Annotated in this window: 22 protein-coding genes; 5 read left to right on the top strand and 17 right to left on the bottom strand. The window is 65.4% G+C overall.

Features of this window, described 5'->3' with window-relative positions:
• Positions 1-51: 51 nt before the first annotated feature.
• Genes tal through pgl form a run of 5 tightly spaced genes read left to right on the top strand, consistent with a single transcriptional unit; the run spans position 52 to position 6135 of the window.
• Positions 52-1167, top strand: a complete 1116-nt coding sequence (tal, locus tag ASF98_RS20230; protein ID WP_055805888.1) for a transaldolase — start codon at positions 52-54, stop codon at positions 1165-1167.
• A 6-nt stretch (positions 1168-1173) separates the two neighbouring features.
• A complete protein-coding gene (locus tag ASF98_RS20235; protein WP_055805890.1) occupies positions 1174-2811 on the top strand; it encodes a hypothetical protein in 1638 nt (545 codons plus the stop codon).
• Between the two features lie 15 nt (positions 2812-2826).
• A complete protein-coding gene (zwf, locus tag ASF98_RS20240) occupies positions 2827-4389 on the top strand; it encodes a glucose-6-phosphate dehydrogenase (RefSeq protein ID WP_055805893.1) in 1563 nt (520 codons plus the stop codon).
• A complete protein-coding gene (locus ASF98_RS20245; RefSeq protein WP_055805896.1) occupies positions 4386-5327 on the top strand; it encodes a glucose-6-phosphate dehydrogenase assembly protein OpcA in 942 nt (313 codons plus the stop codon). Before zwf ends, ASF98_RS20245 begins: the two co-directional genes overlap by 4 nt.
• Positions 5317-6135, top strand: a complete 819-nt coding sequence (pgl, locus tag ASF98_RS20250; RefSeq protein ID WP_055805899.1) for a 6-phosphogluconolactonase — start codon at positions 5317-5319, stop codon at positions 6133-6135. Before ASF98_RS20245 ends, pgl begins: the two co-directional genes overlap by 11 nt.
• On the opposite strand, the gene ASF98_RS23880 is transcribed toward pgl, so the two are convergent.
• The 17 genes from ASF98_RS23880 to ASF98_RS20330 form a co-directional block, all read right to left on the bottom strand.
• Positions 6106-6483 (bottom strand): RNA polymerase-binding protein RbpA, encoded by a 378-nt coding sequence (locus ASF98_RS23880; RefSeq protein WP_082506971.1) that lies wholly within the window; start codon positions 6481-6483, stop codon positions 6106-6108. The two genes, pgl and ASF98_RS23880, sit on opposite strands and share 30 nt — an antisense overlap.
• A 150-nt stretch (positions 6484-6633) precedes the next feature.
• Complete coding sequence (gene secG / locus ASF98_RS20255) at positions 6634-6888, bottom strand: preprotein translocase subunit SecG (RefSeq protein ID WP_055805901.1); 255 nt, start codon at positions 6886-6888, stop codon at positions 6634-6636.
• 49 nt (positions 6889-6937) lie between these two features.
• Positions 6938-7753, bottom strand: coding sequence for a triose-phosphate isomerase (gene tpiA / locus ASF98_RS20260; RefSeq protein WP_055805905.1), 816 nt, complete (start codon positions 7751-7753; stop codon positions 6938-6940).
• 97 nt (positions 7754-7850) lie between these two features.
• Positions 7851-9077: a phosphoglycerate kinase gene (locus ASF98_RS20265; protein ID WP_055805908.1), complete on the bottom strand. Its 1227-nt coding sequence runs from the start codon at positions 9075-9077 to the stop codon at positions 7851-7853.
• A 10-nt stretch (positions 9078-9087) separates the two neighbouring features.
• The gene (gene gap, locus ASF98_RS20270) at positions 9088-10098 is read right to left on the bottom strand and encodes a type I glyceraldehyde-3-phosphate dehydrogenase (RefSeq protein ID WP_055805911.1); all 1011 of its coding nucleotides are present in this window, start codon (positions 10096-10098) and stop codon (positions 9088-9090) included.
• Positions 10099-10363: 265 nt separating this feature from the next.
• Positions 10364-10987, bottom strand: a complete 624-nt coding sequence (locus tag ASF98_RS20275) for a superoxide dismutase (protein ID WP_055805923.1) — start codon at positions 10985-10987, stop codon at positions 10364-10366.
• A 123-nt stretch (positions 10988-11110) separates the two neighbouring features.
• Positions 11111-12091, bottom strand: a complete 981-nt coding sequence (gene whiA / locus ASF98_RS20280; RefSeq protein WP_011691931.1) for a DNA-binding protein WhiA — start codon at positions 12089-12091, stop codon at positions 11111-11113.
• A gap of 9 nt (positions 12092-12100) precedes the next feature.
• Complete coding sequence (locus ASF98_RS20285; RefSeq protein WP_055805926.1) at positions 12101-13120, bottom strand: gluconeogenesis factor YvcK family protein; 1020 nt, start codon at positions 13118-13120, stop codon at positions 12101-12103.
• On the bottom strand, positions 13120-14043 hold the full coding sequence (gene rapZ, locus ASF98_RS20290) for an RNase adapter RapZ (protein ID WP_055806640.1): 924 nt from the start codon (positions 14041-14043) through the stop codon (positions 13120-13122). The genes ASF98_RS20285 and rapZ overlap by 1 nt, the downstream gene beginning before the upstream one ends.
• A 68-nt stretch (positions 14044-14111) precedes the next feature.
• Entirely contained in the window at positions 14112-16121 is a 2010-nt protein-coding gene (uvrC, locus tag ASF98_RS20295) for an excinuclease ABC subunit UvrC (protein ID WP_055805928.1), read from the bottom strand.
• A 111-nt stretch (positions 16122-16232) separates the two neighbouring features.
• A complete protein-coding gene (locus ASF98_RS20300; protein ID WP_011691927.1) occupies positions 16233-16901 on the bottom strand; it encodes a lysophospholipid acyltransferase family protein in 669 nt (222 codons plus the stop codon).
• On the bottom strand, positions 16888-17604 hold the full coding sequence (locus tag ASF98_RS20305) for an HAD hydrolase-like protein (RefSeq protein WP_055805931.1): 717 nt from the start codon (positions 17602-17604) through the stop codon (positions 16888-16890). The genes ASF98_RS20300 and ASF98_RS20305 overlap by 14 nt, the downstream gene beginning before the upstream one ends.
• A 112-nt stretch (positions 17605-17716) precedes the next feature.
• Positions 17717-20644 (bottom strand): excinuclease ABC subunit UvrA, encoded by a 2928-nt coding sequence (gene uvrA, locus ASF98_RS20310; protein WP_055805934.1) that lies wholly within the window; start codon positions 20642-20644, stop codon positions 17717-17719.
• A 46-nt stretch (positions 20645-20690) separates the two neighbouring features.
• Positions 20691-21071 (bottom strand): GntR family transcriptional regulator, encoded by a 381-nt coding sequence (locus tag ASF98_RS20315; protein ID WP_055805937.1) that lies wholly within the window; start codon positions 21069-21071, stop codon positions 20691-20693.
• Positions 21068-22948, bottom strand: coding sequence for an ABC transporter ATP-binding protein (locus ASF98_RS20320; RefSeq protein WP_082506972.1), 1881 nt, complete (start codon positions 22946-22948; stop codon positions 21068-21070). Before ASF98_RS20320 ends, ASF98_RS20315 begins: the two co-directional genes overlap by 4 nt.
• Positions 22945-24681 (bottom strand): ABC transporter ATP-binding protein, encoded by a 1737-nt coding sequence (locus ASF98_RS20325; RefSeq protein WP_082506973.1) that lies wholly within the window; start codon positions 24679-24681, stop codon positions 22945-22947. Before ASF98_RS20325 ends, ASF98_RS20320 begins: the two co-directional genes overlap by 4 nt.
• A gap of 39 nt (positions 24682-24720) precedes the next feature.
• Entirely contained in the window at positions 24721-25497 is a 777-nt protein-coding gene (locus ASF98_RS20330) for a trans-aconitate 2-methyltransferase (RefSeq protein ID WP_055805942.1), read from the bottom strand.
• Between the last annotated feature and the right edge of the window lie 53 nt (positions 25498-25550).

A 25550-nucleotide genomic window follows, 5' to 3' on the forward strand; every position in this document is an offset into this window, starting at 1 on the left:
TTCCGGGGGACCCAGGTCCCCCGGAACCCATGATTTCCAGGAGTTAATGACATGACTACCCCCACCCAGCAGCTCTCGGACGCCGGCGTCTCGATCTGGCTTGACGACCTCTCCCGCGGCCGCCTGCAGACCGGCACCCTGCGCAAGCTCATCGAAGAGAAGAACGTCGTTGGCGTCACCACCAACCCGTCCATCTTCCACGCCGCCATCACGACCGGCCACGACTACGACACCGTCATCGCAGCCCAGGCAGCGGCCGGCGCCACCGTTGAAGAGACCGTCTTCGAAATCACCACCACCGACGTCGCCGACGCCTGCGACCTGTTCGCTCCCGTAGCCGCCGCGACCAAGGGTGTTGACGGCCGCGTGTCCATCGAAGTGGATCCCCGCCTCGCCTGGGACACCGCCGGCACCATCGCCGAAGCGAAGCACCTGTACAAGAAGGTCGGCAAGGACAACGTCCTGATCAAGATCCCGGCAACCCTTGAAGGCCTCGAAGCCATCACGGCGACCCTGGCCGAGGGCATCAGCGTCAACGTCACCTTGATCTTCTCGCTGGAACGCTACCGCGCTGTCATCAACGCTTTCCAGTCCGGCCTGGAGCAGGCCAAGGGCAACGGCCACGACCTCTCCAAGATCCACTCGGTCGCGTCCTTCTTCGTCTCCCGCGTGGACGCCGAAATCGACAAGCGCCTCGACGCCGTCGGAACCGACGAAGCCAAGGCACTCAAGGGCAAGGCCGGACTGGCCAACGCCCGCCTGGCTTACCAGGTCTATGAAGAACTCTTCTCCACCGAACGCTGGGCCCTGCTGGCCGAAGCCGGCGCCCTGCCGCAGCGTCCACTGTGGGCTTCCACCGGTGTAAAGGACCCGGCCTACCCGGACACGCTCTACGTCACCGAACTCGTCGCACCCGGCGTGGTCAACACCATGCCGGAGAAGACCCTGGACGCCACCTTTGACCACGGCGTCGTCACGGGCGACACCGTCACCCGCGGCTACGACGACGCGAATGCAACGCTGAACGCCCTCGACGCACTGGGGATTTCCTACAACGAAGTCGTGGCACTGCTTGAATCCGAAGGCCTGGACAAGTTCGTGGCCAGCTGGAAGGAACTGCTGGGTGACGTCGAAGGCGCCCTGGCCTCTGCACGGAAGGCTTCCTAACCCATCATGAGCACACTCAGCTACGACGCCACCGGCGCAGCCCGCGAGGCACTTGAGCAGCACCTCCCAGCACTGCTGGAAGACCGCATTGCCACCCGGATTTTCGCGAAGGACCATACCCTGTGGGGTCCGGACGCCGAACAGGAATCCGCCATTCGGCTGGGCTGGGTCGAGGCGGCTACCGTCTCCCAGCCCCTGGTCAGCGGCATCCTGGAACTCCGCGATGCACTGAAGGCCGAAGGCGTGACGCGCATTGTCCTCTGCGGCATGGGCGGCTCCTCGCTGGCACCTGAGGTCATCGCGGGCACCGCTGGCGTCGAGCTGACTGTGCTTGACAGCACCGACCCGGAACAGGTCAGTGCTGCATTGGTGGACCGTCTTGCCGAAACCGCGATTGTGGTTTCGTCCAAGTCGGGTTCCACGGTGGAGACGGATTCCCAGCGTCGGATCTTCGAGCAGGCCTTCACCGACGCCGGCATCGATGCCAAAAGCCGCATCGTGATCGTCACCGATCCGGGCTCACCGTTGGACAAGGCCTCACGGGAGGCGGGCTACCGCGCCGTCTTCAACGCCGACCCCAACGTCGGCGGCCGCTTCTCGGCACTGACCGCCTTCGGACTGGTCCCCTGCGGCCTGGCCGGAGTGGACATCCAGGGTTTCCTGGATGAAGCCGAAGAGGCAGCCGAAATCCTCAACGAGGACGCACCCGAGAACATCGGCCTCGCCCTGGGAACGGCCCTTGGCGGCACCAACCCGCTGCGCAACAAGATCGTCATTGCGGAAGACGGATCCGGCATCGTCGGCTTCGCCGACTGGGCCGAACAGCTCATCGCCGAATCCACCGGCAAGCTCGGCACCGGAGTACTTCCGGTCGTAGCCGGCCCGTCCGCGCCGGAGGTCACCTCGGGTGCGGCTGACGTCCTGGTGGTGCGCCTGGTGGCGGCCGACGCCGACGACGTGCAGCTCGGCGAAAACCAGGTCGCCATTGCCGGCGGCCTGGCAACGCAGATGATGGTGTGGGAATTCGCAACGGTAGTGGCCGGCCGACTGCTCGGCATCAACCCGTACGACCAGCCCGACGTCGAGGCCGCCAAGATAGCGGCCCGCGGACTGCTGGACGCACAGCCGGAGCCGACCCCCGCCAATTTCGTCGACGGCGCCATTGAGGTCCGCGGCGGCGACTGGCTGGGTGATGCCTCCACGGCGTCCGCAGCCGTGTCCGCACTGCTCTCTCAGCTCGCTGACGACAGCTACCTCAGCGTCCAGGCCTACTTCGACCGGCTGGCTTACGCCCCGTTCGAAGGGGTCCGCGACCAGCTCGCTGCGGCCACCGGTCGTCCGGTGACGTTCGGCTGGGGCCCGCGCTTCCTCCACTCCACCGGCCAGTTCCACAAGGGAGGACCCGCCATCGGCGTGTTCCTGCAGGTAACTGCCGACTCCCCCACGGACCTGTCCATCCCGGAGCGGCCGTTCACGTTCGGTGAGCTGATCTCGGCGCAGGCCACCGGCGACGCCCAGGTTCTCACCGAGCACGGCCGTCCCGTCCTCCGCCTGCACCTCACGGACCGCGCTGCCGGCGTGAAGCAGCTGCAGGACATTGTTTCAGAGCTCGCCGGCCAGGCAGCATCCCACACTGAAAGTTAAGGCACCGAAGCAACCATGCCAGAAACTGAAAACGGCAGCAGGAAATCTGCTGGGCGGGGCCGCAACCCGCTGAGGGACCCCCGGGACCGCCGGCTGAATCGTATTGCCGGTCCCTCCTCGCTGGTCCTCTTCGGAGTAACCGGAGACCTCGCCCGCAAGAAGCTCATGCCTGCTGTGTATGACCTGGCTAATCGTGGCCTGCTGCCGCCGAGCTTTGCCCTGGTGGGCTTTGCCCGGCGGCAGTGGGAGAACGAGGACTTCGCCGCCGAGGTGAAAGCTGCCGTGATGGCCTACGCCAGGACCCCGTTTGATGAGGCGGTGTGGAACCAGCTTTCGGAGGGCATCCGGTTTGTCCAGGGCGAGTTCGACGACGATGACGCCTTTGAGCGGCTCGGCGACACGATCGATGAACTGGATGAGCAGCGCGGAACGCGCGGGAACCACGCGTTCTACCTGTCCATCCCGCCGAAGGCGTTCGAGCAGGTCTGCCGGCAGCTGTCCAAGCATGGCCTGGCGCAGGCGGAGGGCGATAAGTGGCGCCGTGTGGTCATTGAGAAGCCGTTCGGGCACGACCTTGAGTCGGCCCGGCAGCTCAATGACATTGTGGAGTCCGTGTTCCCGCCGGATGCGGTGTTCCGGATCGACCACTACCTGGGCAAGGAGACGGTTCAGAACATCCTGGCGCTGCGCTTCGCGAACCAGCTGTTCGAGCCGCTCTGGAATGCCAATTACGTTGACCACGTCCAGATCACCATGGCCGAGGACATCGGCACCGGCGGCCGGGCCGGCTACTACGACGGCGTGGGCGCTGCCCGCGACGTCATTCAGAACCACCTGCTCCAGCTCCTGGCGCTGACGGCCATGGAGGAACCTATTTCCTTCAACGCCGACGACCTGCGGGCCGAGAAGGAAAAGGTTCTGGCTGCCGTAAAGCTCCCGGATGACCTGTCCACCCACTCGGCGCGCGGTCAGTTCGCCGGCGGCTGGCAGGGCGGCGAGCAGGTCCTCGGCTACCTGGAGGAGGAAGGCATCCCCGCCGACTCCACCACGGAAACCTACGCGGCCATCCGCGTGGACATCCACACCCGGCGCTGGGCCGGTGTGCCGTTCTACCTGCGTGCAGGCAAGCGGCTGGGACGCCGCGTGACGGAAATTGCCGTCGTCTTCAAGCGCGCCCCCAACCTGCTGTTCCGCGACCACGGCGAGGACGACTTCGGCCAGAACGCCGTGGTCATCCGGGTCCAGCCCGACGAAGGCGCGACCATCAGGTTCGGATCCAAGGTTCCCGGCACGCAGATGGAAGTCCGCGACGTGACGATGGACTTCGGCTACGGCCACTCGTTCACCGAGTCCAGCCCCGAAGCGTACGAGCGGCTCATCCTGGATGTGCTGCTGGGCGAACCGCCGCTGTTCCCGCGGCACCAGGAAGTGGAACTGTCCTGGAAGATCCTGGATCCCTTTGAAGAGTACTGGGCAAGCCTGGGCGAACAGCCCGAGCCGTACGCCCCCGGAAGCTGGGGCCCGGCCGCGGCCGACGAGCTGCTTGCCCGTGACGGACGAACCTGGAGAAGGCCATGATCGTAGATCTTCCCGATACAACAACCTCAGCCATCTCCAAGAAGATCATGTCCCTGCGCGAGCAGGGCGGCGTGATCGCACTCGGACGGGTGTTGACCCTCGTGGTGGTCACTAAGTCCGGGCTGGAAGAGGAGGCCATCGAAGCGGCCAACGACGCCAGCCGGGAACACCCCTGCCGGATCATCGTCCTCGCGGACGCCGGCGCCAGCGCGCCGACCCGCCTGGACGCCCAGATCCGTGTGGGCGGGGACGCCGGTGCCTCCGAAGTGATCGTGCTGCGGGGTTACGGCGAGCTCGCCGAGGAAAGCGAGTCCCTCGTGGCCGCACTGCTGCTCCCCGACGCGCCGATCGTGGCCTGGTGGCCGCACGGTGCACCCAAGAGCGCGTGTGAGACCTCCATCGGCCGGATAGCCCACCGCCGGATCACCGACTCCGCCAACGAGGAGGACCCGCAGAAGGCGCTGGACAACATCCGCAACACCTACAAGGCCGGCGACACCGACCTCGCCTGGACCCGCCTCACCAACTGGCGGATACAGCTCGCGGCCGTTCTCGACCAGGTGGACTCCTCGCCCGTCACGGCCGTCGCCGTGGAAGGCGCCTCGGACTCCCCCAGCACCCTCCTCCTGGCGGCATGGCTGACATTGGCCCTGGATGCCCCGGTGACCATCGTGGCCGACCCCGCCGGAACCGGCATCCGCCGAGTTCGGCTGAGCCGTGCCAGCGGCGACGTCCAGCTGTTCCGTCCCGGCCTGTCCGTGGCGGAGCTGACCCAGCCGGGCCAGCCGGCACAGCGCATCTCGCTCCCGCGCCGAAGCCTGCGCGACTGCCTCGCCGAAGAACTCCGCCGACTGGATCCCGACGAAGTGTTCGGTGAAGTGATTACTATTGGACTGCCCCGTACAAATCTAAGGAGTGTCCGTCCCAGTGAGCGCTGATCCCAGAGTAAGCATCCACCCCGACTCATCCGTATTGATGGCGGCCATCGCAGCGCGGCTCATCACCAAACTCGTGGACGTCCAGGACAAACACGGTGAGGCGACGGTGGTGCTTACAGGCGGCACTGTGGGGATCGGAACGCTCAAGGCGGTTGCCGACTCCGCGGCGGCACCGGCCGTGAATTGGTCGAAGGTTAATTTCTGGTGGGGCGACGAGCGATTCGTTGGCGGCACCGACAGCGACCGGAACACGCTCCAGGCCCATGAGGCCCTGCTGTCCCACATAGCGGTTGACCCGGAACGGGTGCACGAACCGGGTTCAACGGACGACTTCGCCAGCCCGGAGGAGGCTGCCGCCGACTACGCGCGCCGCCTTGCCGAGGCAGCCGCGGAGGAGCATGCCGCGGACATGTCCGATGACCGTCCCGAGAACCCGGGGACACTTCCCCGGTTCGACGTGGTCCTTCTTGGCGTGGGTCCGGATGCCCATGTGGCCTCGTTGTTCCCTGAACAGGCAGGCATCAGGGAAAAGGAGCTCACGGTCGTGGGGGTCCGGAATTCTCCGAAACCCCCACCCGAACGGATTTCCCTGACCCTACCGGCAATCAACACGGCCAGCGAGGTCTGGATGGTTGTCGCGGGCGAGGACAAGGCCGGCGCTGTGGGGCTCGCCCTGGCTGGCGCCAACCCGGTTCAGGTTCCGGCGGCTGGGCCCACCGGGCGCTCACAGACGCTCTGGCTGATCGATGAGAATGCAGCCGCACGGGTTCCCGAGCAGCTAGTCCGTAAAGGTCCCGCGGGCTCGTAGCCGTTCCAGCGCTCCAGCCAGCACATCTTCTGCGTCCTGGCTGGAGCGCCGCTCTTTAACGTACTCAAGGTGACTCTTGTAGCCTTCTTCGGCATGATGCGGGAGCTCGACCCGGCTCTCGTCCCGCGATGCCATGCCTCCGCAGCGGCGGCAGTCCCAGACGGCCGGTATCTGGTCTTCCGGGAGCTTAATGAAAACTGGCCGCGTCTCGTGTCCCTTGGCGCACCAATAAGAAACACGAATACGCGGCAAGCGTTCACCGACGACGTCGTTAGGCTGAATTTTTGGGGCCGACCCTTCGGCCGCCCCGACACGGGTTCCCCGGAACCCTGAAGCAGCATGCACCATCGGGAACTCCTGGCTACTTGACTGACCGGTATTGGACACCAACAGCCACAGTGTAATTCGGAGTTCCCGACGGCGGCAGGGCCGTTAGTACCGGGAATGTGTAAATTCCTGGAAAATTCCCGGTCCCGATTCTGTGCGGAAAAGCAGCTGCTAGGAGTCGCCGCCGGAGAAGCGCATCAGCAGGCCGAGCGCGATAATAACAACGCCCCAGGTGACCCCGAGGATGACCGTGAACCTGTTGAGGTTGCGTTCGGCCACGCCGGACGAGCTCAGGCCCGAGCTCATGCCGCCGCCGAACATGTCCGACAGACCGCCGCCCCGTCCCTTGTGGAGCAGGATGAGCAGCGTCAGCAGGAGGCTGGTGATGCCCAGGAGGATCTGCAGAATGACATGAAGAACGTCCACGACGGCCTTTCAGAAGTTGATGATTGCGGGGGTCACGCCTGTGTCCGGACTAATCCGTCAGCAGGTGACTCTCGAACCTGACAATATTAGCAAACTCAGCGGGATCGAGGCTGGCCCCGCCCACCAACACGCCGTCGACGTCGCGTTCGTTGAGGATGGCCGCGACGTTGTTGGCCTTGACCGAACCGCCGTAGAGCAGGCGGACCTTCGCGGCGACTTCGTCACCGAACAGGCTGACGAGTTCGGCCCGGATGGCAGCACACATTTCCTGGGCGTCCTGCGGTCCGGCAACCTCGCCGGTGCCGATGGCCCAGACGGGCTCATAGGCGACCACGAGTTCAGCGGCTTCTTCGGCGGCAAGGCCCTCGACGTCGGCGCGGAGCTGGTCAAGGGTGTGCTGGACATGGGTCCCGGCCTGCCGGATTTCCAGGCCCTCGCCGACGCAGAGCACCGGGGTGACGCGGTGGCGGAAGGCAGCCTTCACCTTGGCGTTCAGGACTTCGTCGGACTCGTTGTGGACGGTGCGCCGTTCGCTGTGGCCCACCAGGACGTACTTGCAACCCAGCTTGTTGAGGAACTGGCCGCTGATATCACCGGTGTAGGCACCCGAATCGAACTGCGACAGGTCCTGGCCGCCGTAGACGACCTCCAGTTCATCGCCCTGAACCAGGGTCTGGACGCCCCGAAGGTCGGTGAAGGGCGGGAAGACAGCAACTTCCGCGCGGCTGTAGTCATGCTTGGCATCAGACAGGGTCCAGGCCAGCTTCTGCAGCAGGGTGATGCCCTGGACGTGGTCCATGTTCATCTTCCAGTTGCCGGCGATGAGGGGCGTGCGGTCGAACTTGCCGTTCGTTGACGTTGTCACGTGTTCTCCAAAAGTGCTTGTCCAAAAGGGGCTGGTGATGGAAACAGCCGGCAGGGCCCCCGGATATTTCAGCGGGGTGCCCTGCCGGCTGGAGGATCTAGCGGTCCAGGACGCTGAGTCCCGGCAGTTCCTTGCCTTCGAGGTACTCCAGGCTGGCGCCGCCACCCGTGGAGATGTGGCCGAACTGGTCGTCCGCGAAGCCCAGCGTACGGACGGCAGCTGCGGAATCGCCGCCGCCGACAACGGTGAAGGCATCCGCCTCAGTAAGGGCCTGCGCGATGGCACGGGTGCCGCCGGCAAATGCTTCGAACTCGAAGACACCCATGGGGCCGTTCCAGAACACGGTCTTGGCACCCTTGATCCGGCCGGCGAAGGCAGCCGCCGATTCGGGTCCGATATCCAGGCCGATGCCCTGTGCTCCGAAGCTGCTGCCTTCGATGGCGTCAGCGCTGACCGTCTCGTGGTCGGCATCCGCGGCGAACTTGGCCGCGACCACGACGTCCGTGGGCACGATGAACTCAGTGCCTGCGTCCGCCGCCCGCTTCAGGTAGTCCTGCACCACGGGGATCTGGTCTTCTTCCAGCAGGCTTCCGGCCACTTTGTGGCCCTCGGCTGCGAGGAAGGTGAACAGCATTCCGCCGCCTACCAGGATGGTGTCCGCCTTGCCGATCAGGTTGTCAATGACGGCGAGCTTGTCCGAGACCTTTGAGCCGCCGAGCACCACAACATAGGGCCGCTGGGTCTCCGTGGTGAGCTTGCGCAGCACCTCGACCTCGGTGTGCACGAGGTCGCCCTGGTACGACGGCAGCCGCGTGGCGACGTCGTACACGCTGGCGTGCTTGCGGTGGACGGCGCCGAAAGCATCATCCACAAACGCGCCGTTATCACCGGTCAATGTCACCAGCTCGTCCGCAAAGGCGCCGCGTTCGGCGTCGTCCTTGCTGGTCTCACGGGCATCGAAACGGACGTTTTCAAGAACCAGCGCTTCGCCGTCCTGCAGCGAAGCGGCAAGCTCCTTGGCCGAAGCACCAACGGTGTCCCCGGCCAGGGCGACCTTGAAGGACGCCAGCTCAGCCAGCCGCGTCACGGCGGGCTTGAGGGAGTATTTTTCTTCCGGGGCGCCCTTGGGGCGGCCGAGGTGGGCTGTGACCAGCACGCGGGCACCGGCGTCCGTGAGCTTCGTCAGTACTGGCAGGGAGGCCTTGATGCGGCCGTCGTCAGTCACTTCAGAGCCGTCGAGCGGCACATTCAGGTCACTTCTGACCAGAATGTACCGCCCGCGGACACCATCAGCGATCAGTTCGTTGAGGGTGTGGAATGTCATGTGTCTAACCCTAGCCCAGCTTGGCTGCGACGAGCTCCGTGAGGTCGACAAGGCGGTTCGAGTAGCCCCATTCGTTGTCATACCAGGAAACAACCTTGACCTGGTTGCCGATGACCTTGGTCAAACCGGAGTCAAAGATCGACGATGCCGGGTCGCCCACGATGTCGGAGGAGACGATCGGCTCATCCGTGTAGGTCAGGAAGCCCTGGAGCGCGTCGGACTCGGATGCCTTCTTCAGCGCTGCGTTGACTTCTTCAACGGTGGTCTCGCGGGATACGGTGACCGTGAGGTCGGTGGCTGAACCGGTGGGGACGGGAACGCGGATGGCGTAGCCGTCCAGCTTGCCCTTGAGCTCGGGAAGAACCAGGCCGATGGCCTTGGCCGCACCGGTGGAGGTGGGGACCATGTTGATGGCGGCGGCGCGGGCACGGCGCAGGTCGTTGTGCGGGCCGTCCTGGAGGTTCTGGTCGGCGGTGTAGGCGTGGATGGTGGTCATCAGGCCACGCTCGATGCCGAACTCGTCGTTGACTACCTTGGCCAGCGGGCCGAGGCAGTTGGTGGTGCAGGAAGCGTTTGAGATGATGTGGTGCTTGGCGTTGTCGTACAGCTCGTGGTTCACGCCCATCACGATCGTGATGTCCTCGTCAGAGGCCGGGGCGGAGATCAGGACCTTCTTGGCGCCGGCGTCGATGTGCTTCTTCGCGGCAGCAGCCTTGGTGAAGAAACCGGTGGACTCGATAACGATGTCAACACCCAGCTCGCCCCAGGGGAGGTTGGCGGGATCGCGTTCGGCGAGAACCTTGACGACGTTGCCGTTGACGACGATGTTGCCGTCCTTGACCTCGATGGTCTCCTTCAGGCGGCCGCCCACGGAGTCGTACTTGAAGAGGTGGGCCAGCGCCTCGGGGCTGGTGAGGTCGTTGACTGCAACGATCTCGAGGTCAGCGCCCTGTGCGAGTGCTGCGCGGAAGTAGTTGCGGCCGATACGGCCAAAGCCGTTGATACCAATACGGGTCGTCACTTTTTCAGTCTCCTTGGTGCTTGTAGAAGCACAACTAGTTGAGCGGGCGTTCAAGCCAACTAACAGATCCCGCACGCCATTGGGCAGAGATGATTACCAGATCGGAGGGCGACCAGCCACATTGCTGAAGGCTAACCGCCTTCCGTGATCCATCTTACGTTTAAGTAGGTCGGCCCCCGCAAGTGCGGGGGCCGACCTTCCACGATTCGGTCCTAAACGGCCTAAATGTGAAGTTTGTTACAGGCGGGTGTCGTGTCCGTCACGCTTAGAGGGTGATGAGGCCCGTAGCGTTCTGGCGCGCACCGTCGAAGCGCTTGGCGACGTCGGCCCAGTTAACGATGTTCCAGAATGCCTTGACGTAGTCGGCCTTGACGTTGACGTAGTCCAGGTAGAAGGCGTGCTCCCACATATCGAGCATGAGCAGCGGCGTGGTGCCGAGTGCAACGTTGCCCTGCTGGTCGTACAGCTGCTCGATGACGAGGTTTCCGCCGATGGGCTCGTAGGCGAGGAAGCCCCAGCCCGAACCCTGCAGGCCGAGCGCGGCAGCGCTGAACTGCGCACGGAAGGCGTCGAAGGAACCGAAGGCATCGTCGATGGCCGCGGCCAGTTCACCCTCGGGCTTGTCGCCGCCGTCCGGAGACAGGTTGTTCCAGAACACGGAGTGGTTGACGTGGCCGCCGGTGTGGAAAGCCAGGTCCTTCGAAAGGCGGTTGATGTTGGCGAAGTCGCCCTTGTCGCGTGCCTCAGCCAGCTGGGCCAGCGCGTTGTTGGCGCCGGCCACGTATGCAGCGTGGTGCTTACTGTGGTGCAGCTCCATGATGCGGGCGGAGATGTGGGGCTCCAGCGCTGCGTAGTCGTAGCTAAGTTCAGGCAGTACGTACTCGGTCACAAATTCCTCCATTGTCGTGGACGGGTTGTCCGGTTTGCTAACTCTCGGATTGTGCATCCGGATGACTGGTCACCCGGAAATTTAGCGGGTTTCCGTTACCCGGTCTCGATTCTAGGGGCGCCGTTACTCGTCCAGCATTTCCGGCGTCACATTGGCCTCGGTCCCGGGGATTCCCAGGTCGAGGGCACGCTTGTCCGCCATCGCCAGGAGCCTGCGGATCCTGCCGGCAATGGCGTCCTTGGTCATGGGCGGATCTGCCAGCCGGCCGAGTTCGTCCAGGCTGGCCTGCTTGTGCGCCACGCGCAGTTCACCCGCGTATTTCAGGTGGTCCGGGACGTCGTCACCGAGGATCTCCAGGGCGCGGTCCACCCTGGCCCCGGCGGCCACGGCAGCCTGCGCCGAGCGGCGCAGGTTGGCGTCATCGAAGTTGGCCAGCCTGTTGGCCGTGGCCCGCACCTCCTTGCGCATGCGGCGTTCTTCCCAGACCATCAGGGCGTCGTGCGCGCCCATTCGCGTGAGCAGGGCGGCGATGGTGTCGCCGTCCCGGATGACCACGCGGTCCACTCCCCTGACTTCGCGGGCCTTGGCCTGGATGCCGAGGCGGCGGGCCGCGCCAACCAGCGCCAGCGCCGATTCGGGTCCTGGACACGTCACTTCCATGGCGGAGGAGCGGCCCGGTTCGGTCAGCGAGCCGTGGGCCAGGAACGCCCCGCGCCACACGGCTTCCGCGTCGGCGGCGGAGCCGTTGACCACGGCCGAGGGCAGCCCCCGCACGGGACGCCCGCGGGCGTCCAGCAGCCCGGTCTGGCGGGCGAGGGCTTCGCCGTCCCGCACCACCCGGACCACATACCGGTTGCCGCGGCGGAGCCCGCCGCCGGAGACGACGATGATCTCGCTCTGGTGGCCGTAAACCTCCGCGATGGCCGCCCGGAGCCGGCGCGCCGTGGACGCGAGGTCCACCTCCGCTTCGATCACGATCCGGCCCGAAATGATGTGGAGGCCGCCGGCGAATCGCAGCATTGCGGAGACTTCAGCCTTGCGGACCGAGGACTTCTTAATGTCCAGGCGGGACAGTTCTTCCTTGACTGATGATGTCAGTGCCATGGCACCTTCCTAACTGTTCCCGAAAATATCGTGGTACGCCGTTGCCAGACGCAGGGGGTCGTGGATCGGACGGCGGCTCGACGCCCCTACTTTACCCAACACCACCTCGGCACCCAGCATCCCGGCGGCCTGCTTGAACTCCTCGACGTCCGGCACGGACACGGGGTCCGCGAGCACGACGTCGATGCTGAAGTCGGGCGCATAGCTGCGCAGCACATGCAGGTGGTCGGCGGCGGACATTCCGGAGGTCTCCTTGGTGTCCGTGGCCAGGTTCATGGTGAGGCACCGCCTCGCGGGCGTATCGGAAAGCGCCTGGCGCATCTCCGGCAGCAGCAGGTGCGGCAGCACGGAGGTGTACCAGGACCCGGGGCCGAGGATGACCCAGTCAGCCAGTTCGATGGCCGTCAGGGCTTCGACGCAGGCATGTGCCGATTCCGGCAGGAGCCGGACGCTTTCCAGCGAACCCGCCACCGCACACTTGGCCTGGCCTCGGACCGTCTCCAGGGTGGACGTTCCGTCCGGACCGGGCACCCGGACTTCGCCTTCGATCGTCAGTGGCTCACTGGACATGGGCAGGACCTGTCCGCGGGCACCGAGCAGCGCGCCGGCCCACTTCAGGCCGCCCACGGTGTCACCCAGCAGCTCCCAGAGGGTGACGATGAGCAGGTTGCCCATGGCGTGGTCGTCCAGGGAACCGCCGCGGCCTGCCCCCGGCTTGAAGCGGTGTTGCATGACGTCCCGCCAGGTCCGGCCCCAGTCGGTGTCGTCACACAGTGCCGTCAGTGCCATCCGGAGGTCGCCGGGCGGGAGGACACCGTACTCCTCGCGCAGGCGGCCGGAGGACCCGCCGTCGTCCGCTACGGTGACGATGGCGGTCAGGTCGGAGGTGAGCAGGCGAAGCGCGGACAGCGAAGCGGAGAGCCCGTGGCCCCCGCCGAGGGCGACGACGGACGGCCCTTTGTCCAGCTGCCCGCCGATGGTCCCGCCGGCAGGCGGAACCAGGGGCAGCGGCCCGGTAAGCAGTCCCATTACTCCCGGCCCAGGTCCCGATGCGTGGTGGTCACAGTGACCCGGGGATACTGTGCAAGCTTCTTTGACAGCTCCATCGCGACCGCGACCGACCGGTGCTTGCCGCCGGTGCAACCCACGGCGATGGTGGCGTAGTGCTTGTTCTCCCGGCGGTAGCCGTCCAGCACGGGCTCGATGGCCAGGACGTAGCGGTCCACGAAGCTCTTGACCCCTTCGGCCTCAAGGACGTAGTCGCTGACGTCCTTGTCCAGGCCCGTGTGCGGGCGGAGCTGCGGAACCCAGTGCGGATTCGGGATGAAGCGCGCGTCGACCACGAAGTTCGCATCCACCGGCAGGCCGTACTTGAAGCCGAAGCTCATGACATTGAGCCGCAGGGCCACGGGGCCGGTTTCACTGAAGAGTTCAGTGATGGCCGTGGCCAGCGCGTGGACGTTGAACTCGGAGGTGTCCAGCACAATGTCTGCGGAATCGCGGAGTTCATGCAACAGCTCCCGCTCCGCGGCGATGCCGTCGAGGATCCGTCCGCCTTCCTGGAGCGGGTGCGGACGGCGGCCCTGCTCGAAACGGCGGACCAGGACATCGTCATTGGCGTCCAGGAACAGGACGCGGAACGTGACACCGCTCGCCTCAAGGGTTTTCAGCGCGGTCCGGATATCAGTGAAGAGCGCCTTGCTGCGGACGTCCACCACCACGGCGAGCTTGGGTATGGACTGCGGGGCGTGGGACACAAGCTCAGCCAGGGTGCCGAGCATCTGCGGCGGAAGGTTCTCCACCACATACCAGCCATGGTCCTCGAGGGCGTCCGCAGCGGTGCTGCGTCCTGCCCCGGACATACCCGTCACGACGAGCAGCTCCGCTTCAACGGGCCTGACGGGCGTCATGCCGTCCTGTTCCGCTTCGGATCCTGCCGTTGACTCTGCCATGAGCAATGCCCCATTCCTGCTGTGTAATTCGACGCAACCGCGCGTTCCGCTTCAGGTCCTTACCCTAGCTAAGTTTCAATGATTTCGCCGGTGGTCATGTTGATTGCCGGCGCTTCCGCCCCCGAGGCTGCGGCAGCGCTGCTGAAATGGCTGACAATGGCGTCCGCCAGCGAGGGTCCGATGCCCTTGGCTGTGGCCAGTTCGGCCGCACTCGCTGTGCGGATGCTCTTGACGGAGCCGAACTGTGCCAGCAGTGCTTTGCGTTTGGCCTCGCCCAGGCCCGGGACGCTGTCCAGGGCCGAAACCGTCATGGCCTTGCCGCGCTTCTGGCGGTGGAAGGTGATGGCGAAGCGGTGGGCTTCATCGCGGATGCGCTGGAGCAGATAGAGTCCCTCGGACGTCCGCGGCAGGATCACCGGGAAATCACTGTCCGGGAGCCAGACCTCTTCAAGGCGCTTGGCCAGGCCGACCACGTAGACGTCCTCGATCCCGAGCTCCGCCAGGGCACGTGCGGCGGCATTGACCTGGGGCTTGCCGCCGTCCACCACTACAAGGTTGGGCGGGTAGGCGAATTTTGCCCGCGGGGCGGGGGTGGTGGTGTCCTGCATGGAAGCGACGGCCAGGGCCTCAAGCGCGGCCTGGTGGCCGGGAAGTTTCGCCGCTTCCGCATGAGCCTCCTGCTCCTGGAGGTAGTTCCGGAAACGCCTCGTGAGAACGTCGTGCATGGCGGCCGTGTCGTCCGTGGCTGCCGCGCCGGTGATGGAGAATTTGCGGTAGTCGGACTTCTTGGGAAGGCCGTCTTCCACCACCACCATGGAGGCCACCACGTTGGTCCCCTGCACGTGGGAGATGTCGAAGCACTCGATGCGGAGCAGCGCCACAGGTAGGTCGAGGGCTTCCTGGAGTTCCTGCAGGGCCAAGGACCGGTTGGTCAGGTCTCCGGCCCGGCGCGACTTGTGCAGCTTCAGTGCATGCTCGGCGTTTTCCCGCACCGTGGACATGAGCGCTGCCTTGTCGCCGCGGCGCGGGACCCGGATGTCCACCTTCGCGCCCCGCAGGCCGGAAAGCCACTGGGCGAGTTCGTTTGCGTTGCTCGGCTCTTCGGGCACCAGGACTTCGCGGGGCATCCGTCCCTGCGTTTCACCTTCTTCGCCATAGACCTGCTGGAGCAGGTGCTCGACGAGGTCCGGCGTCGTGAAGTCTTCGACCTTCTCCACCACCCAGCCGCGCTGGCCGCGCACGCGGCCGCCCCGGACATGGAACACCTGCACGGCTGCCTCCAGCTCGTCCTCATGCAGCGCGAAGATATCGGCGTCAGTGTCCTCCGCGAGAACCACGGCGTTGCGTTCGAAGACCTTCCGGAGGGCGATGATGTCGTCCCGGACCCGGGCGGCACGCTCGTAGTCAAGCTCGGCAACAGCCGCGGCCATGTCCTTTTCCAGCCGCCCGATGAAGCGTTTGGCTTCGCCGCCCATGAAGGAACAGAAGTCCTCCGCCAGTGCCCGGTGTTCCTCCGGCGTCACCCGGCCGACGCACGGCGCGGAGCATTTGTCGATGTAGCCGAGCAGGCAGGGCCGCCCGCTCGCCTGCGCCCGCTTCAGGACCCCGGGGCTGCAGCTGCGGACCGGGAAGACGCGCAGCAGCGTGTCCATGGTTTCGCGAATGGCTCCGGCCGTGTACGGGCCGAAGTAGCGGGTGCCCTTGCGGCGTTCTCCGCGCAGCACCTGCACGCGGGGGAACTTCTCCCCCATGGTGACGGCAAGGTAGGGGTAGGTTTTATCGTCGCGGAAAACGACATTGAACCGCGGCTTGAATTCCTTGATCCAGGTGTACTCCAGCTGGAGCGACTCAAGCTCACTTCCGACGACCGTCCACTCCACACTGCTGGCAGCGTGGACCATGGCGTACGTCTTCGGCAGCAGCCCTCCGGGATTGGCGAAGTACGAGTTCAGGCGGGACCGCAGGCTTTTGGCCTTGCCGACGTAGATGACCCGGCCGTGCGGATCCCGGAAGCGGTACACGCCCGGGTTGGTTGGAATCTCACCCGTTTGGGGTCGGTAACTAGCTGGATCTGCCACGATTCAAGTCTACTGACGCTGCAGGGGACTTCCGGACAAAGGGACTTCCCTGCAATGATCTTCCCGCCGGCAGACTCCCGGCCGGGGGCCTCCGGCCGGCGGCCGAAGGCGCTACTCCGCGGCCTTGCTTTGGTTGTAGCTGGTGGAACGCTCCTGGCCGCTGAGCTCTGCAATGGCGTCCATGATGCGGTCCGTGACCTGGCGCCGCGCCGGCAGTGAGTGGTCCGGTCCCGTCTTTTCGAAGTACAGCGGCTCGCCCACCTTCATGGTGAAGTGCTGCGGCTTCACGCCGTTCTGCCCCGCGGGCTGGAGGTTTTCGGTGCCGATGAGGCCGACGGGAATCACGGGCGCTCCGGTGGTCAGGGCAAGCCAGCCGACGCCGGTGCGGCCACGGTATAGGATACCGTCCCTGGACCGCGTGCCTTCCGGGTAGATGCCGATGCCTTTCCCGGCCTCGAGGATGTCCAGCAGCGTCTTGAGGGCTGCCACGCTCGCAGCCTGCTCCCCTCGCTCCACCGGAATGGAGCCTACGGATTCGAAGAAGGACTTCATGACCTTCCCCTTCACCCCGCCCGTGGTGAAGTATTCGGCCTTGGCGAAGAAGGCCACCGGACGTGGCATGAGCGCTTGCACGATCACGCTGTCCAGGAAGGAGAGGTGGTTTGGCGCCACGATGAACGGTCCCTCCTTGGGGACGTTTTCCAGCCCGATGACGGTGGGCCGGCAGGTTCCGGAGATCAGCGTGCGGGTGGTCCAGCGGATTGCATCAAACAGTGCCATCGTTGCGCACCTCGCTTAGGGCAGCGGCGCGTACGGCATCCATGCCTTCAACCACCGCGACGAGGTCTGTTGTGGAGTGCACGATAGCCACGGCGCCGGCCTCATGCAGTTCGCCGTCGGGAGCGAATCCCCAGCTGACGCCGATGCAGTCCAGCCCGTTGGCCATGGCGCCGGCCACGTCCTGGGCGCGGTCCCCCACCATGACGGCATGTTGTGTGCGGAGATCGGACATGGCGGCGGCAATGATCTCCGTCTTTCCGCGCGGGGCGTTGGTGTGGGCGGCCTCATCGGCCGCCGAACCGCGGATGAAGCTGAAGGAGGCCGCGATGCCATGGTGGTCCAGCACGATCCGCGCGAGCCCTTCCGGCTTCTGCGTAGCAACGGCAATCGGACGGCCCGCGACGGCGTAGCCTTCGAGGAGTTCCCGGATGCCCGGGTACAGGCGGCTCTGGGCGATGCCGGTCTCAAGGTAGTACGCCCGGTACAGGCGGATGACCTCCGCCAGCTGCTCCTGCGGAACTCCTGCGATATGGAGGAGGGAGTCGCTGAGTTTCGGACCGATCATCGCGTCCAGTTGGGCCTGGGCAGGGACCCTGATGCCGAGTTCGGTAAGGGCCGCGGAGATTCCGCCCGTTATTCCCCCCGCCGGATCGACAAGAGTGCCGTCCAGGTCGAAGATCACGGGCACTGTTGAAAGGGTCACCGGCTTAGTTTCCCACAACTGCGCGAATGGCTGAAACTCGCATTCCCCGGCGGGAATACTTCTTCCCGCCGGGTCAGCAAGCTCCAGCCATTCAGCGTGCTTGGGACTCCGGCTAGCTGAGGATCTCCGCCAGGAACGAGGCCGTGTAGCTCGTGGTGGACTTCGCGACCTGTTCGGGGGTGCCGGTTGCGATGATCTGTCCGCCGCCGGAACCGCCGTCGGGCCCAAGGTCCACGATCCAGTCCGCGCTCTTGATGACGTCGAGGTTGTGCTCAATGGTGATCACGGTATTGCCCTTGTCCACCAGGCCCTGGAGGACCATGAGGAGTTTGCGGATGTCCTCAAAGTGCAACCCTGTGGTGGGCTCGTCCAGGACGTAGATGCTGCGGCCGTTGGACCGCTTCTGGAGTTCAGCAGCCAGCTTGACGCGCTGGGCTTCACCGCCGGACAGCGTGGTGGCGGGCTGCCCCAGCCGCACATAGCCAAGGCCGACGTCCACCAGCGTGCGGAGGTGGCGGGCGATCGGGGTGAAGGCGGCGAAGAAGTCCGCCCCCTCCTCGATGGGCATGTCCAGGACATCTGCGATGGTCTTGCCCTTGTAGTGGACTTCCAGGGTTTCCCGGTTGTACCGGGCGCCGTGGCAGACCTCGCAGGGCACGTAGACGTCCGGCAGGAAGTTCATTTCGATCTTCAGGGTGCCGTCGCCGGAGCAGGCCTCGCAGCGCCCGCCCTTCACGTTGAACGAGAACCGCCCGGGCTGGTAGCCGCGGACTTTGGCTTCGGTGGTCTCGGCGAAGAGCTTTCGGATGTTGTCGAACACACCGGTGTACGTGGCGGGGTTGGAACGCGGAGTCCGGCCGATGGGGCTTTGATCGACGTGCACCACCTTGTCCAGGTGCTCAAGGCCCTGCACGGCCTTGTGCCGTCCGGCCACCTGCTTGGCGCCGTTGAGCTTGTTGGCCAGCACCTTGTAAAGGATTTCGTTGACCAGCGTGGACTTGCCGGAACCGCTCACGCCGGTCACCGCCGTCAACAGACCCAGCGGGAAGGCGGCATCCACATTGACCAGGTTGTTTTCCCGGGCTCCGATGACCTTGAGCTCACGCTTCTTGTCGTACTTGCGCCGCTTCTTGGGAATTTCGATTTTCTTCCGGCCGGAAAGGTAGTCACCGGTGAGGGACTCCGTGTTTTCCAGGAGTTCCTTGTACGAACCGGAATGCACCACCTGGCCGCCGTGTTCGCCGGCGCCGGGTCCGATGTCGACCACCCAGTCGGCCTCCTGGATGGTGTCTTCGTCGTGCTCCACCACGATGAGGGTGTTGCCGAGGTCGCGCAGGCGGGTGAGCGTTTCGATCAGCCGCCGGTTGTCCCGCTGGTGCAGGCCGATGGACGGTTCGTCCAGGACGTAGAGGACGCCGACCAGGCCGGAACCGATCTGGGTGGCCAGCCGGATGCGCTGCGCTTCGCCGCCGGACAGTGTGCCGGAGGGACGCTCCAGGTTCAGGTACTCCAGCCCGACGTCCAAAAGGAAGGTCAGTCTCGCCTGGATTTCCTTCAGGACCTGGTGGGCAATCTGGGCTTCACGGCCGGTCAGCACCAAGGTGTCCAGGAAGTGCGCGCATTCACGCATGGGCATGGCGGCGACCTCGGCAATGGACTTGCCGTTGATCAGCACGGAGAGCGAGGCCGGGTTGAGTCGGGCGCCGTTGCAGGCCGGGCACGGAATCTGCCGCATGTACTCTTCGTACCGGTCGCGGGCCGAGTCCGAGTCCGTTTCCACGTGCTTGCGGTGCACGTACTGGATGACGCCCTCGAAGCCGGTGCTGTACTTGCGCTCCCGGCCGAAGCGGTTGCGGTACTGCACCACGACCTTGTGGTCCTTGCCGTGCAGCACGGTCTGCCGGATGTCCTTCGGCAGCTTCTGCCACGGCGTGGTCATCGAGAAGCCAAGCTCCTTGGCCAGCCCTGACAGCAGCCGGTTCCAGTACTCGCTGGTCGCCGTGCCGAGCGACCATGGCGCGATGGCGCCCTCACCCAGGGAGAGCTCGCCATTGGGAATGATGAGTTCCTCGTCAACTTCCAGCTTGGTGCCGATGCCGCTGCAGGCGGAGCACGCGCCGAAGGGGTTGTTGAAGGAGAACGAGCGGGGTTCGATTTCGTCGATGGCAAGAGGGTGCTCGTTGGGGCACGCGAGGTGCTCGGAGAACGCGCGGACCCGTTCCGGATCCCCCGCTTCGAGGTCCACGAACTCCGCCAGGACGCGGCCCTCGGCCAATCCGAGTGCGGTTTCCACGGAGTCGGTCAGGCGCTGGCTGATGCCCTCCTTGACCACGAGCCGGTCCACCACCACTTCGATGGTGTGCTTGAACTGCTTGCCGAGCTTGGGCGGGTCGCTGAGCTGGATCAGCTTGTCATCCACCCTGGCCCGCGAGTAGCCCTTGGCCGTGAGTTCCTTGAAGAGCTCCACGAATTCGCCCTTGCGCCCGCGGACAACGGGAGCAAGCACCTGGAAGCGCGTGCCTTCCGGCAGTTCCAGTAGCTGGTCCACGATCTGCTGCGGGGTCTGCTTGGCCACTTGCTCCCCGCAGATCGGGCAGTGCGGACGGCCCACACGGGCCCAGAGCAAACGCATGTAGTCGTAGATCTCGGTGATGGTGCCCACCGTGGACCGCGGGTTCTTGCTGGTCGATTTCTGGTCGATGGAAACGGCCGGGGACAAGCCTTCGATGAAGTCCACGTCCGGTTTGTCCACCTGCCCCAGGAACTGCCGTGCGTAGGCAGACAGGGATTCCACATAGCGGCGCTGGCCCTCGGCGAAGATCGTGTCGAACGCCAGGGACGATTTTCCGGATCCGGACAGGCCGGTGAAAACGATCATCGAGTCCCGTGGCAGGTCCAGGTCCACGTTCCGCAGATTGTGCTCCCGTGCCCCTTTCACGACGAGCCGGGAAAGGTCAGGGCGCGCCGGTTTTCCCTGGTTCAGGGGGACGACGGCGGGGCGGGCATCAACGGCTGGTTCTTCAGCTACGGCTTTAGGCACTCACTAATGCTAATCGAAAACTTCTTCGAATTTCTATTGAGGGCGCCTATTCGGCGTCGTACGCGGCTGCCAGCAGCTGCACTGCCTCCGCGAAGCTGGCGCCCTGCGCCTTTGCCGCCGTGGCGAATTCGGCCGCAGCCGCGGTCAGGGAGGTCCAGGCCTCGTCCCGGGCGCAGACGATGGTTCCGTGCCTGCCGCGGGTGGCGACGACTCCTGCCGCCTCCAGCTCCTTGTAGGCGCGGGCCACGGTGTGCGGCGCCACGCCCAGTGCTGCGGCAAGGCTGCGCACGGCGGGCAGCCTCGTCCCGGGGGCAAGGGTGCCGCTGTCCGCCCGTTCGATGATGTTCAGCCGCAGCTGTTCGAAGAGCGGCACGGTACTGCCCTGGTTCGGCTTCCAGGTCCCCGGAAATTCCTGCACGCCGCTCACAGGCCGGACTCCGGCGCGCGCAAGGTCTCTTCCCCGCCGGCAAACTGTGCGGCGTACAGCCTGCCGTAATGGCCGTTGGCCGCCAGCAGCTGTTGGTGGTTCCCTTGCTCTACGATTCGTCCATGGTCCATGACCAGAATTAGATCAGCGTCCCGCACGGTGGACAAACGGTGGGCGATGACGAAGCTGGTCCGTCCCCGCCTCAGCCGCTGCATTGCCTGCCGGATCTGCACCTCTGTGCGCGTGTCGACGGAGCTCGTCGCCTCGTCCAGGATCAGGATGCTCCGTCCGGCGAGGTGGGCGCGGGCAATGGTGATGAGCTGCCGCTGGCCCTGGCTCAGGGTGTCGCCGTCGTTGCCCAGCACGGTCGCGTAGCCGTCCGGAAGGGCCCTCACGAAGTGGTCCACCAAGGTTGCTTCGGCAGCTTCGAGAATGTCTGCCTCGCTCGCGCCGGGACGGCCGTATTCAATGTTCTCCCTGATGGAACCGGTGAACACCCAGGCGTCCTGCAGCACCATTCCGATCAGGGAGCGCAGCTCGTCGCGGGAGCGCCCGGTGATGTCTTCGCCGTCAATGGTGATCCGGCCGGAGTCGAGCTCATAGAACCTCATGAGCAGGTTCACCATGGTGGTCTTGCCCGCACCGGTATGGCCCACGATCGCGACGGTCTGCCCGGGCTCGGCGGTGAAGGACAGTTCTTTGACCACCGGCACGTCACGGCTGTAGCCGAAGGTGACGGCGTCGAACACCACCCGGCCGGCGGTGACGCCACCTTCCGTCGGCCCGCCTTCGGCCGGACCGGCGTCCGGCGGGTCAGCCTCGGCCGTGTCCTCACCCGTGCCGTCGCGTGGAATCTCCGGCGCGTCCAGCAAGGCGAACACGCGTTCAGCCGACGCCACGCAGGACTGGATCAGGGTCAGCATGCCGCCGATCTGGCCGATCGGCTGGCTGAAAAGCCTGCTGAACTGGATGAAAGCCTGGACCCCGCCGATGGTCATGGCACCTGTCGTGACCTGCAGGGCCCCCACCACGGCCACCGCAATGTAATTGAGATTTGAAACAAACACCAGGAGCGGCTGCACGGCGCCGGAAACGTACTGGGCACGTGCGCTGGTCCGGAAAAGCCTGTCATTGCTGTTAGTGAAGACCTCGGTGGCCATCCCCTGCCGGCCGAAAGCCTTAAGAACCTCGTGCCCCGTGATGTACTCCTCCAGGTGCGCGTTGAGCTCACCCGTGGTGGTCCACTGCTCGGAAAAGTGCGCCTGGGACCTGCGGGCGATCAACACAGTCACCACCGTGGAAAACGGCACGGTCACCAGGGCAATGACCGCCAGAAGCGGCGAAAGCCACAGCATCATGGACAACGCGCCGAGGAGCATCAGCACCGACAGGATCAGCTGGTTCAGCAACTGGTTCATTGCCTGCGAGATGTTATCGACGTCGTTCGTTGCCCGGCTGAGGACGTCGCCGCGCCGCTGCTCGTCGAAATGCGCGGACGGTAGCCTCGCCAGTTTGTCCTCCACCGCGGCCCGCAGCCCGTAGCTCACCCGTTGCACCGCAAGGGCGGTCACCGCTCCCTGGACCCAGCTGAACACCGACGCACCGATATACATCACCGCCACGATCACCAGCAGGGCGGCCAGCTGCTGTTCGTTGAAGGTCCCTCCAAAAACACCTTCAACCACGACGTCGGTGGCGTCACCCAGCAGCTTGGGGGCCGACACGTTGAGCGCAACAAACGCACATGTGGCACCCACGGCTGCGAGCATGCGCCATTTAACTGGCCGGAGCAGTCCAAGGAGGCGCCTCCCGGCGGCCCAGGCGCCCGCACCCGCTCCGGCCACCGCCGTTGTCGGTGTTGTGGTGGCTGTGCTCATAGCCGGCCTCCCAACGCGAGCTGAGAGGCGGCGATTTCCTGGTAGACCGTCGAGGTGCGCATGAGTTCGGTATGCGTCCCCTGGGCAACGAGCCTGCCCTGGTCCAGCACCAGGATGAGTCCGGCGTCAAGGATGGTGGCGATGCGCTCCGCCACGATGATGACGGTGGACCGGTGCGTGAGCGGGACGAGGGCCTGGCGGAGGCGGGCGTCCGTGGCGTAGTCCAGCGCCGAAAGACTGTCGTCAAAAAGGTACACGGGAGCGTCCCGGAGCAGAGCGCGGGCGATGCACAGGCGTTGGCGCTGCCCGCCGGAAAAGTTTGTTCCCCCCTGGCTTACGGGGCTATGGATACCGTCCGGGAGGTCGCGCACAAAGTCCTCCGCCTGGGCGGTGCGGAGCGCGCGAAGGAGGTCGTCGTCGCTGGCTTCCGGGACCGCTATCCTCAGGTTCTCTGCCACGGTGCCGGAAAAGAGGTAGGCGCGCTGGGGCACCAGAGACAGGCTGTCCCGCAGGAAATGCAGCGGAAGTGATTTGACGTTGTGGCCGCCGATCAGCACCTCCCCGGAAGTGGTTTCCAGGAACCGGGGCAACAGGTTGAGCAGCGTTGACTTTCCGCTGCCCGTGGAACCGATGATGGCGGTGATTGTGCCCGGCGAAGCAGTGAAACTGATGCGGTCCAGCACAGCTGCTTCCGCTCCGGGGTAAGCAAAAGTGACGTTGCGGAATTCCACCGTGCCGCCGGGGGTGCGCCGCGCGTGCGGCAGTCCGGCCCGGGAAATCGGCGGATCCGCGATCGCGGGGCGGGTGTCCAGTACGGCCTGGATCCGCTCAGCGCACACGGCGGCGCGGGGAGCCGTCATCAGTACGTACATCGCCATCATGATGGCGATGAGGATCTGCAGGATGTAGGCGATGAAGGCCGTCAACGAGCCGAGCTGCATATCCCCGGCCTGGATCCGGTGGCCGCCGAACCACACCACGCCCACCGATGACAGGTTCACCACGATCATGATCAGCGGCAGCATCGCTGCCACCAGCAGCGCTGACTGCAGGTTGTTGCGGGTCAGTCCACGGTTGACGACGGCGAAGCGGTGCGCCTCGTGTGCTTGGCGGACGAAGGCGCGGATGACGTTGGCTCCGATGATCTGTTCGCGCAGCACCCTGCTGATGCGGTCGATCAGGACCTGGCCCTCCCGGTACAGGGGCACGAGCCGGCGCACGATCACGAACATGATGAGCACCAGCACGGGAATGATGGCCACCACAATGCCGGACAGCACCACGTCCTGGTTGAGGGCCAGCACGATTCCGCCGATTCCCATTGCGGGAGCGGCCACGAGCATGGTGAAGACCAGCACGGCCAGCGCCTGGATCTGCTGGACATCATTGGTGGCACGGGTGACCAGGCTGGGTACGCCGAAGGCGCCAACCTCCTGCGAGGAGAGCGACTGGACTTTGGCGAAGAGTTCCTGGCGGAGCTGGTGGCCGAGCTTCATGGCCACGTTGGCGCTGAAGTACCCGGCGCCAAGGGCAGCCGCCACTTGGACGGCGGCTATTCCGGCCATCCAGCCGCCCAGCCGAAGGATAAGGTCGGTGTTCCCCTTGACGATTCCGTCATCGATGACGGCGGCATTGAGCGTGGGCAGCAACAGGTTGGCCGTGGTCTGGACAAGCTGCAGCAGCACGATGGCCAGCACCACCGGCTTATGCTCGGCGAGCAGCCGCAGCATCATGCCTCGGAGCACCGCACCTCCCCCCGCCGGGACGGCATGTCAGCCCCGTTTCCGCGCGACTGCGAAGATCCTCCGGAACGGAAAGACGGTGCCGTGGGCGGTGGCAGGATAGGCGTCCCTGAGCAGCGCCGAATATTCGGCTTCGAATTCCGCGGCCTCGGCCGGGGCGAGCGCCGACAGCACAGGCCGCAGTCCTGCGCCCCTGACCCATTCCAGGACCGGATCCGGTCCGTGGAGAACCTGCTGGTAGGTGGTCTCCCAGGCGTCAGCGTCGCAGCCGGCGTCGAGCATGATGTTCAGGTACCCGGCGGGTTCAGCCACGGCGTCGTCGTGGCGCAGGATGCCGCCGAGAGTATCCTTCCAACGGCCGGACTCGGCGAGTTGCCTCATCAGCACATGCGAGGGCGAACGGAAATTTCCGGGAACCTGCAGGGCGAACCAGGCGCCGGGCCGGAGTGCCTCGAGCCAGCCGGCCAGCAAGGCGGGGTGGCCGGGGACCCACTGGAGGGCCGCGTTGGACACCACCACGTCGGTTTGGTCCGAGGGCATCCATTCGGTGATGTCCTGCAGCGCGAAGGAAAGGTTGGCGGACTGTGCCTGCTCCGCTGCCTGCCGCAGCATCTCGGCGGAGGAGTCTATTCCCACGACGTCGGCCTGGGGCCAGCGCTCTGCGAGGGTGGCCGTCAGGTTGCCGGGGCCACAGCCGAGGTCCACCACGTGCCGGGGCTTCTCAGCAAGGACCCGGGCTGTGAGGTCGAAATACGGCCTGTCGCGATGGTTCCCGAACTCCACATACTTCGCAGGATCCCACTTCAAAGACGCCCTCCAATGACTCGTGCTGTTGCCGTCAGGCCGAGCCTAGCCCGGCC

Origin of the sequence: Arthrobacter sp. Leaf337, from assembly GCF_001423745.1 — a bacterium.
In the GTDB taxonomy this organism is placed as follows: domain Bacteria; phylum Actinomycetota; class Actinomycetes; order Actinomycetales; family Micrococcaceae; genus Arthrobacter.

What these genes read in the sequence shown, in the direction of transcription:
- tal (WP_055805888.1), top strand. Translation starts at nt 52, where the DNA reads ATGACTACCCCCACCCAGCAGCTCTCGGACGCCGGCGTCTCGATCTGG.
- ASF98_RS20235 (WP_055805890.1), top strand. Translation starts at nt 1,174, where the DNA reads ATGAGCACACTCAGCTACGACGCCACCGGCGCAGCCCGCGAGGCACTT.
- zwf (WP_055805893.1), top strand. Translation starts at nt 2,827, where the DNA reads ATGCCAGAAACTGAAAACGGCAGCAGGAAATCTGCTGGGCGGGGCCGC.
- ASF98_RS20245 (WP_055805896.1), top strand. Translation starts at nt 4,386, where the DNA reads ATGATCGTAGATCTTCCCGATACAACAACCTCAGCCATCTCCAAGAAG.
- ASF98_RS23880 (WP_082506971.1), bottom strand. Translation starts at nt 6,483, where the DNA reads ATGGTGCATGCTGCTTCAGGGTTCCGGGGAACCCGTGTCGGGGCGGCC.
- ASF98_RS20265 (WP_055805908.1), bottom strand. Translation starts at nt 9,077, where the DNA reads ATGACATTCCACACCCTCAACGAACTGATCGCTGATGGTGTCCGCGGG.
- whiA (WP_011691931.1), bottom strand. Translation starts at nt 12,091, where the DNA reads ATGGCACTGACATCATCAGTCAAGGAAGAACTGTCCCGCCTGGACATT.
- ASF98_RS20285 (WP_055805926.1), bottom strand. Translation starts at nt 13,120, where the DNA reads ATGGGACTGCTTACCGGGCCGCTGCCCCTGGTTCCGCCTGCCGGCGGG.
- rapZ (WP_055806640.1), bottom strand. Translation starts at nt 14,043, where the DNA reads ATGGCAGAGTCAACGGCAGGATCCGAAGCGGAACAGGACGGCATGACG.
- ASF98_RS20300 (WP_011691927.1), bottom strand. Translation starts at nt 16,901, where the DNA reads ATGGCACTGTTTGATGCAATCCGCTGGACCACCCGCACGCTGATCTCC.
- ASF98_RS20320 (WP_082506972.1), bottom strand. Translation starts at nt 22,948, where the DNA reads ATGAGCACAGCCACCACAACACCGACAACGGCGGTGGCCGGAGCGGGT.
- ASF98_RS20325 (WP_082506973.1), bottom strand. Translation starts at nt 24,681, where the DNA reads ATGATGCTGCGGCTGCTCGCCGAGCATAAGCCGGTGGTGCTGGCCATC.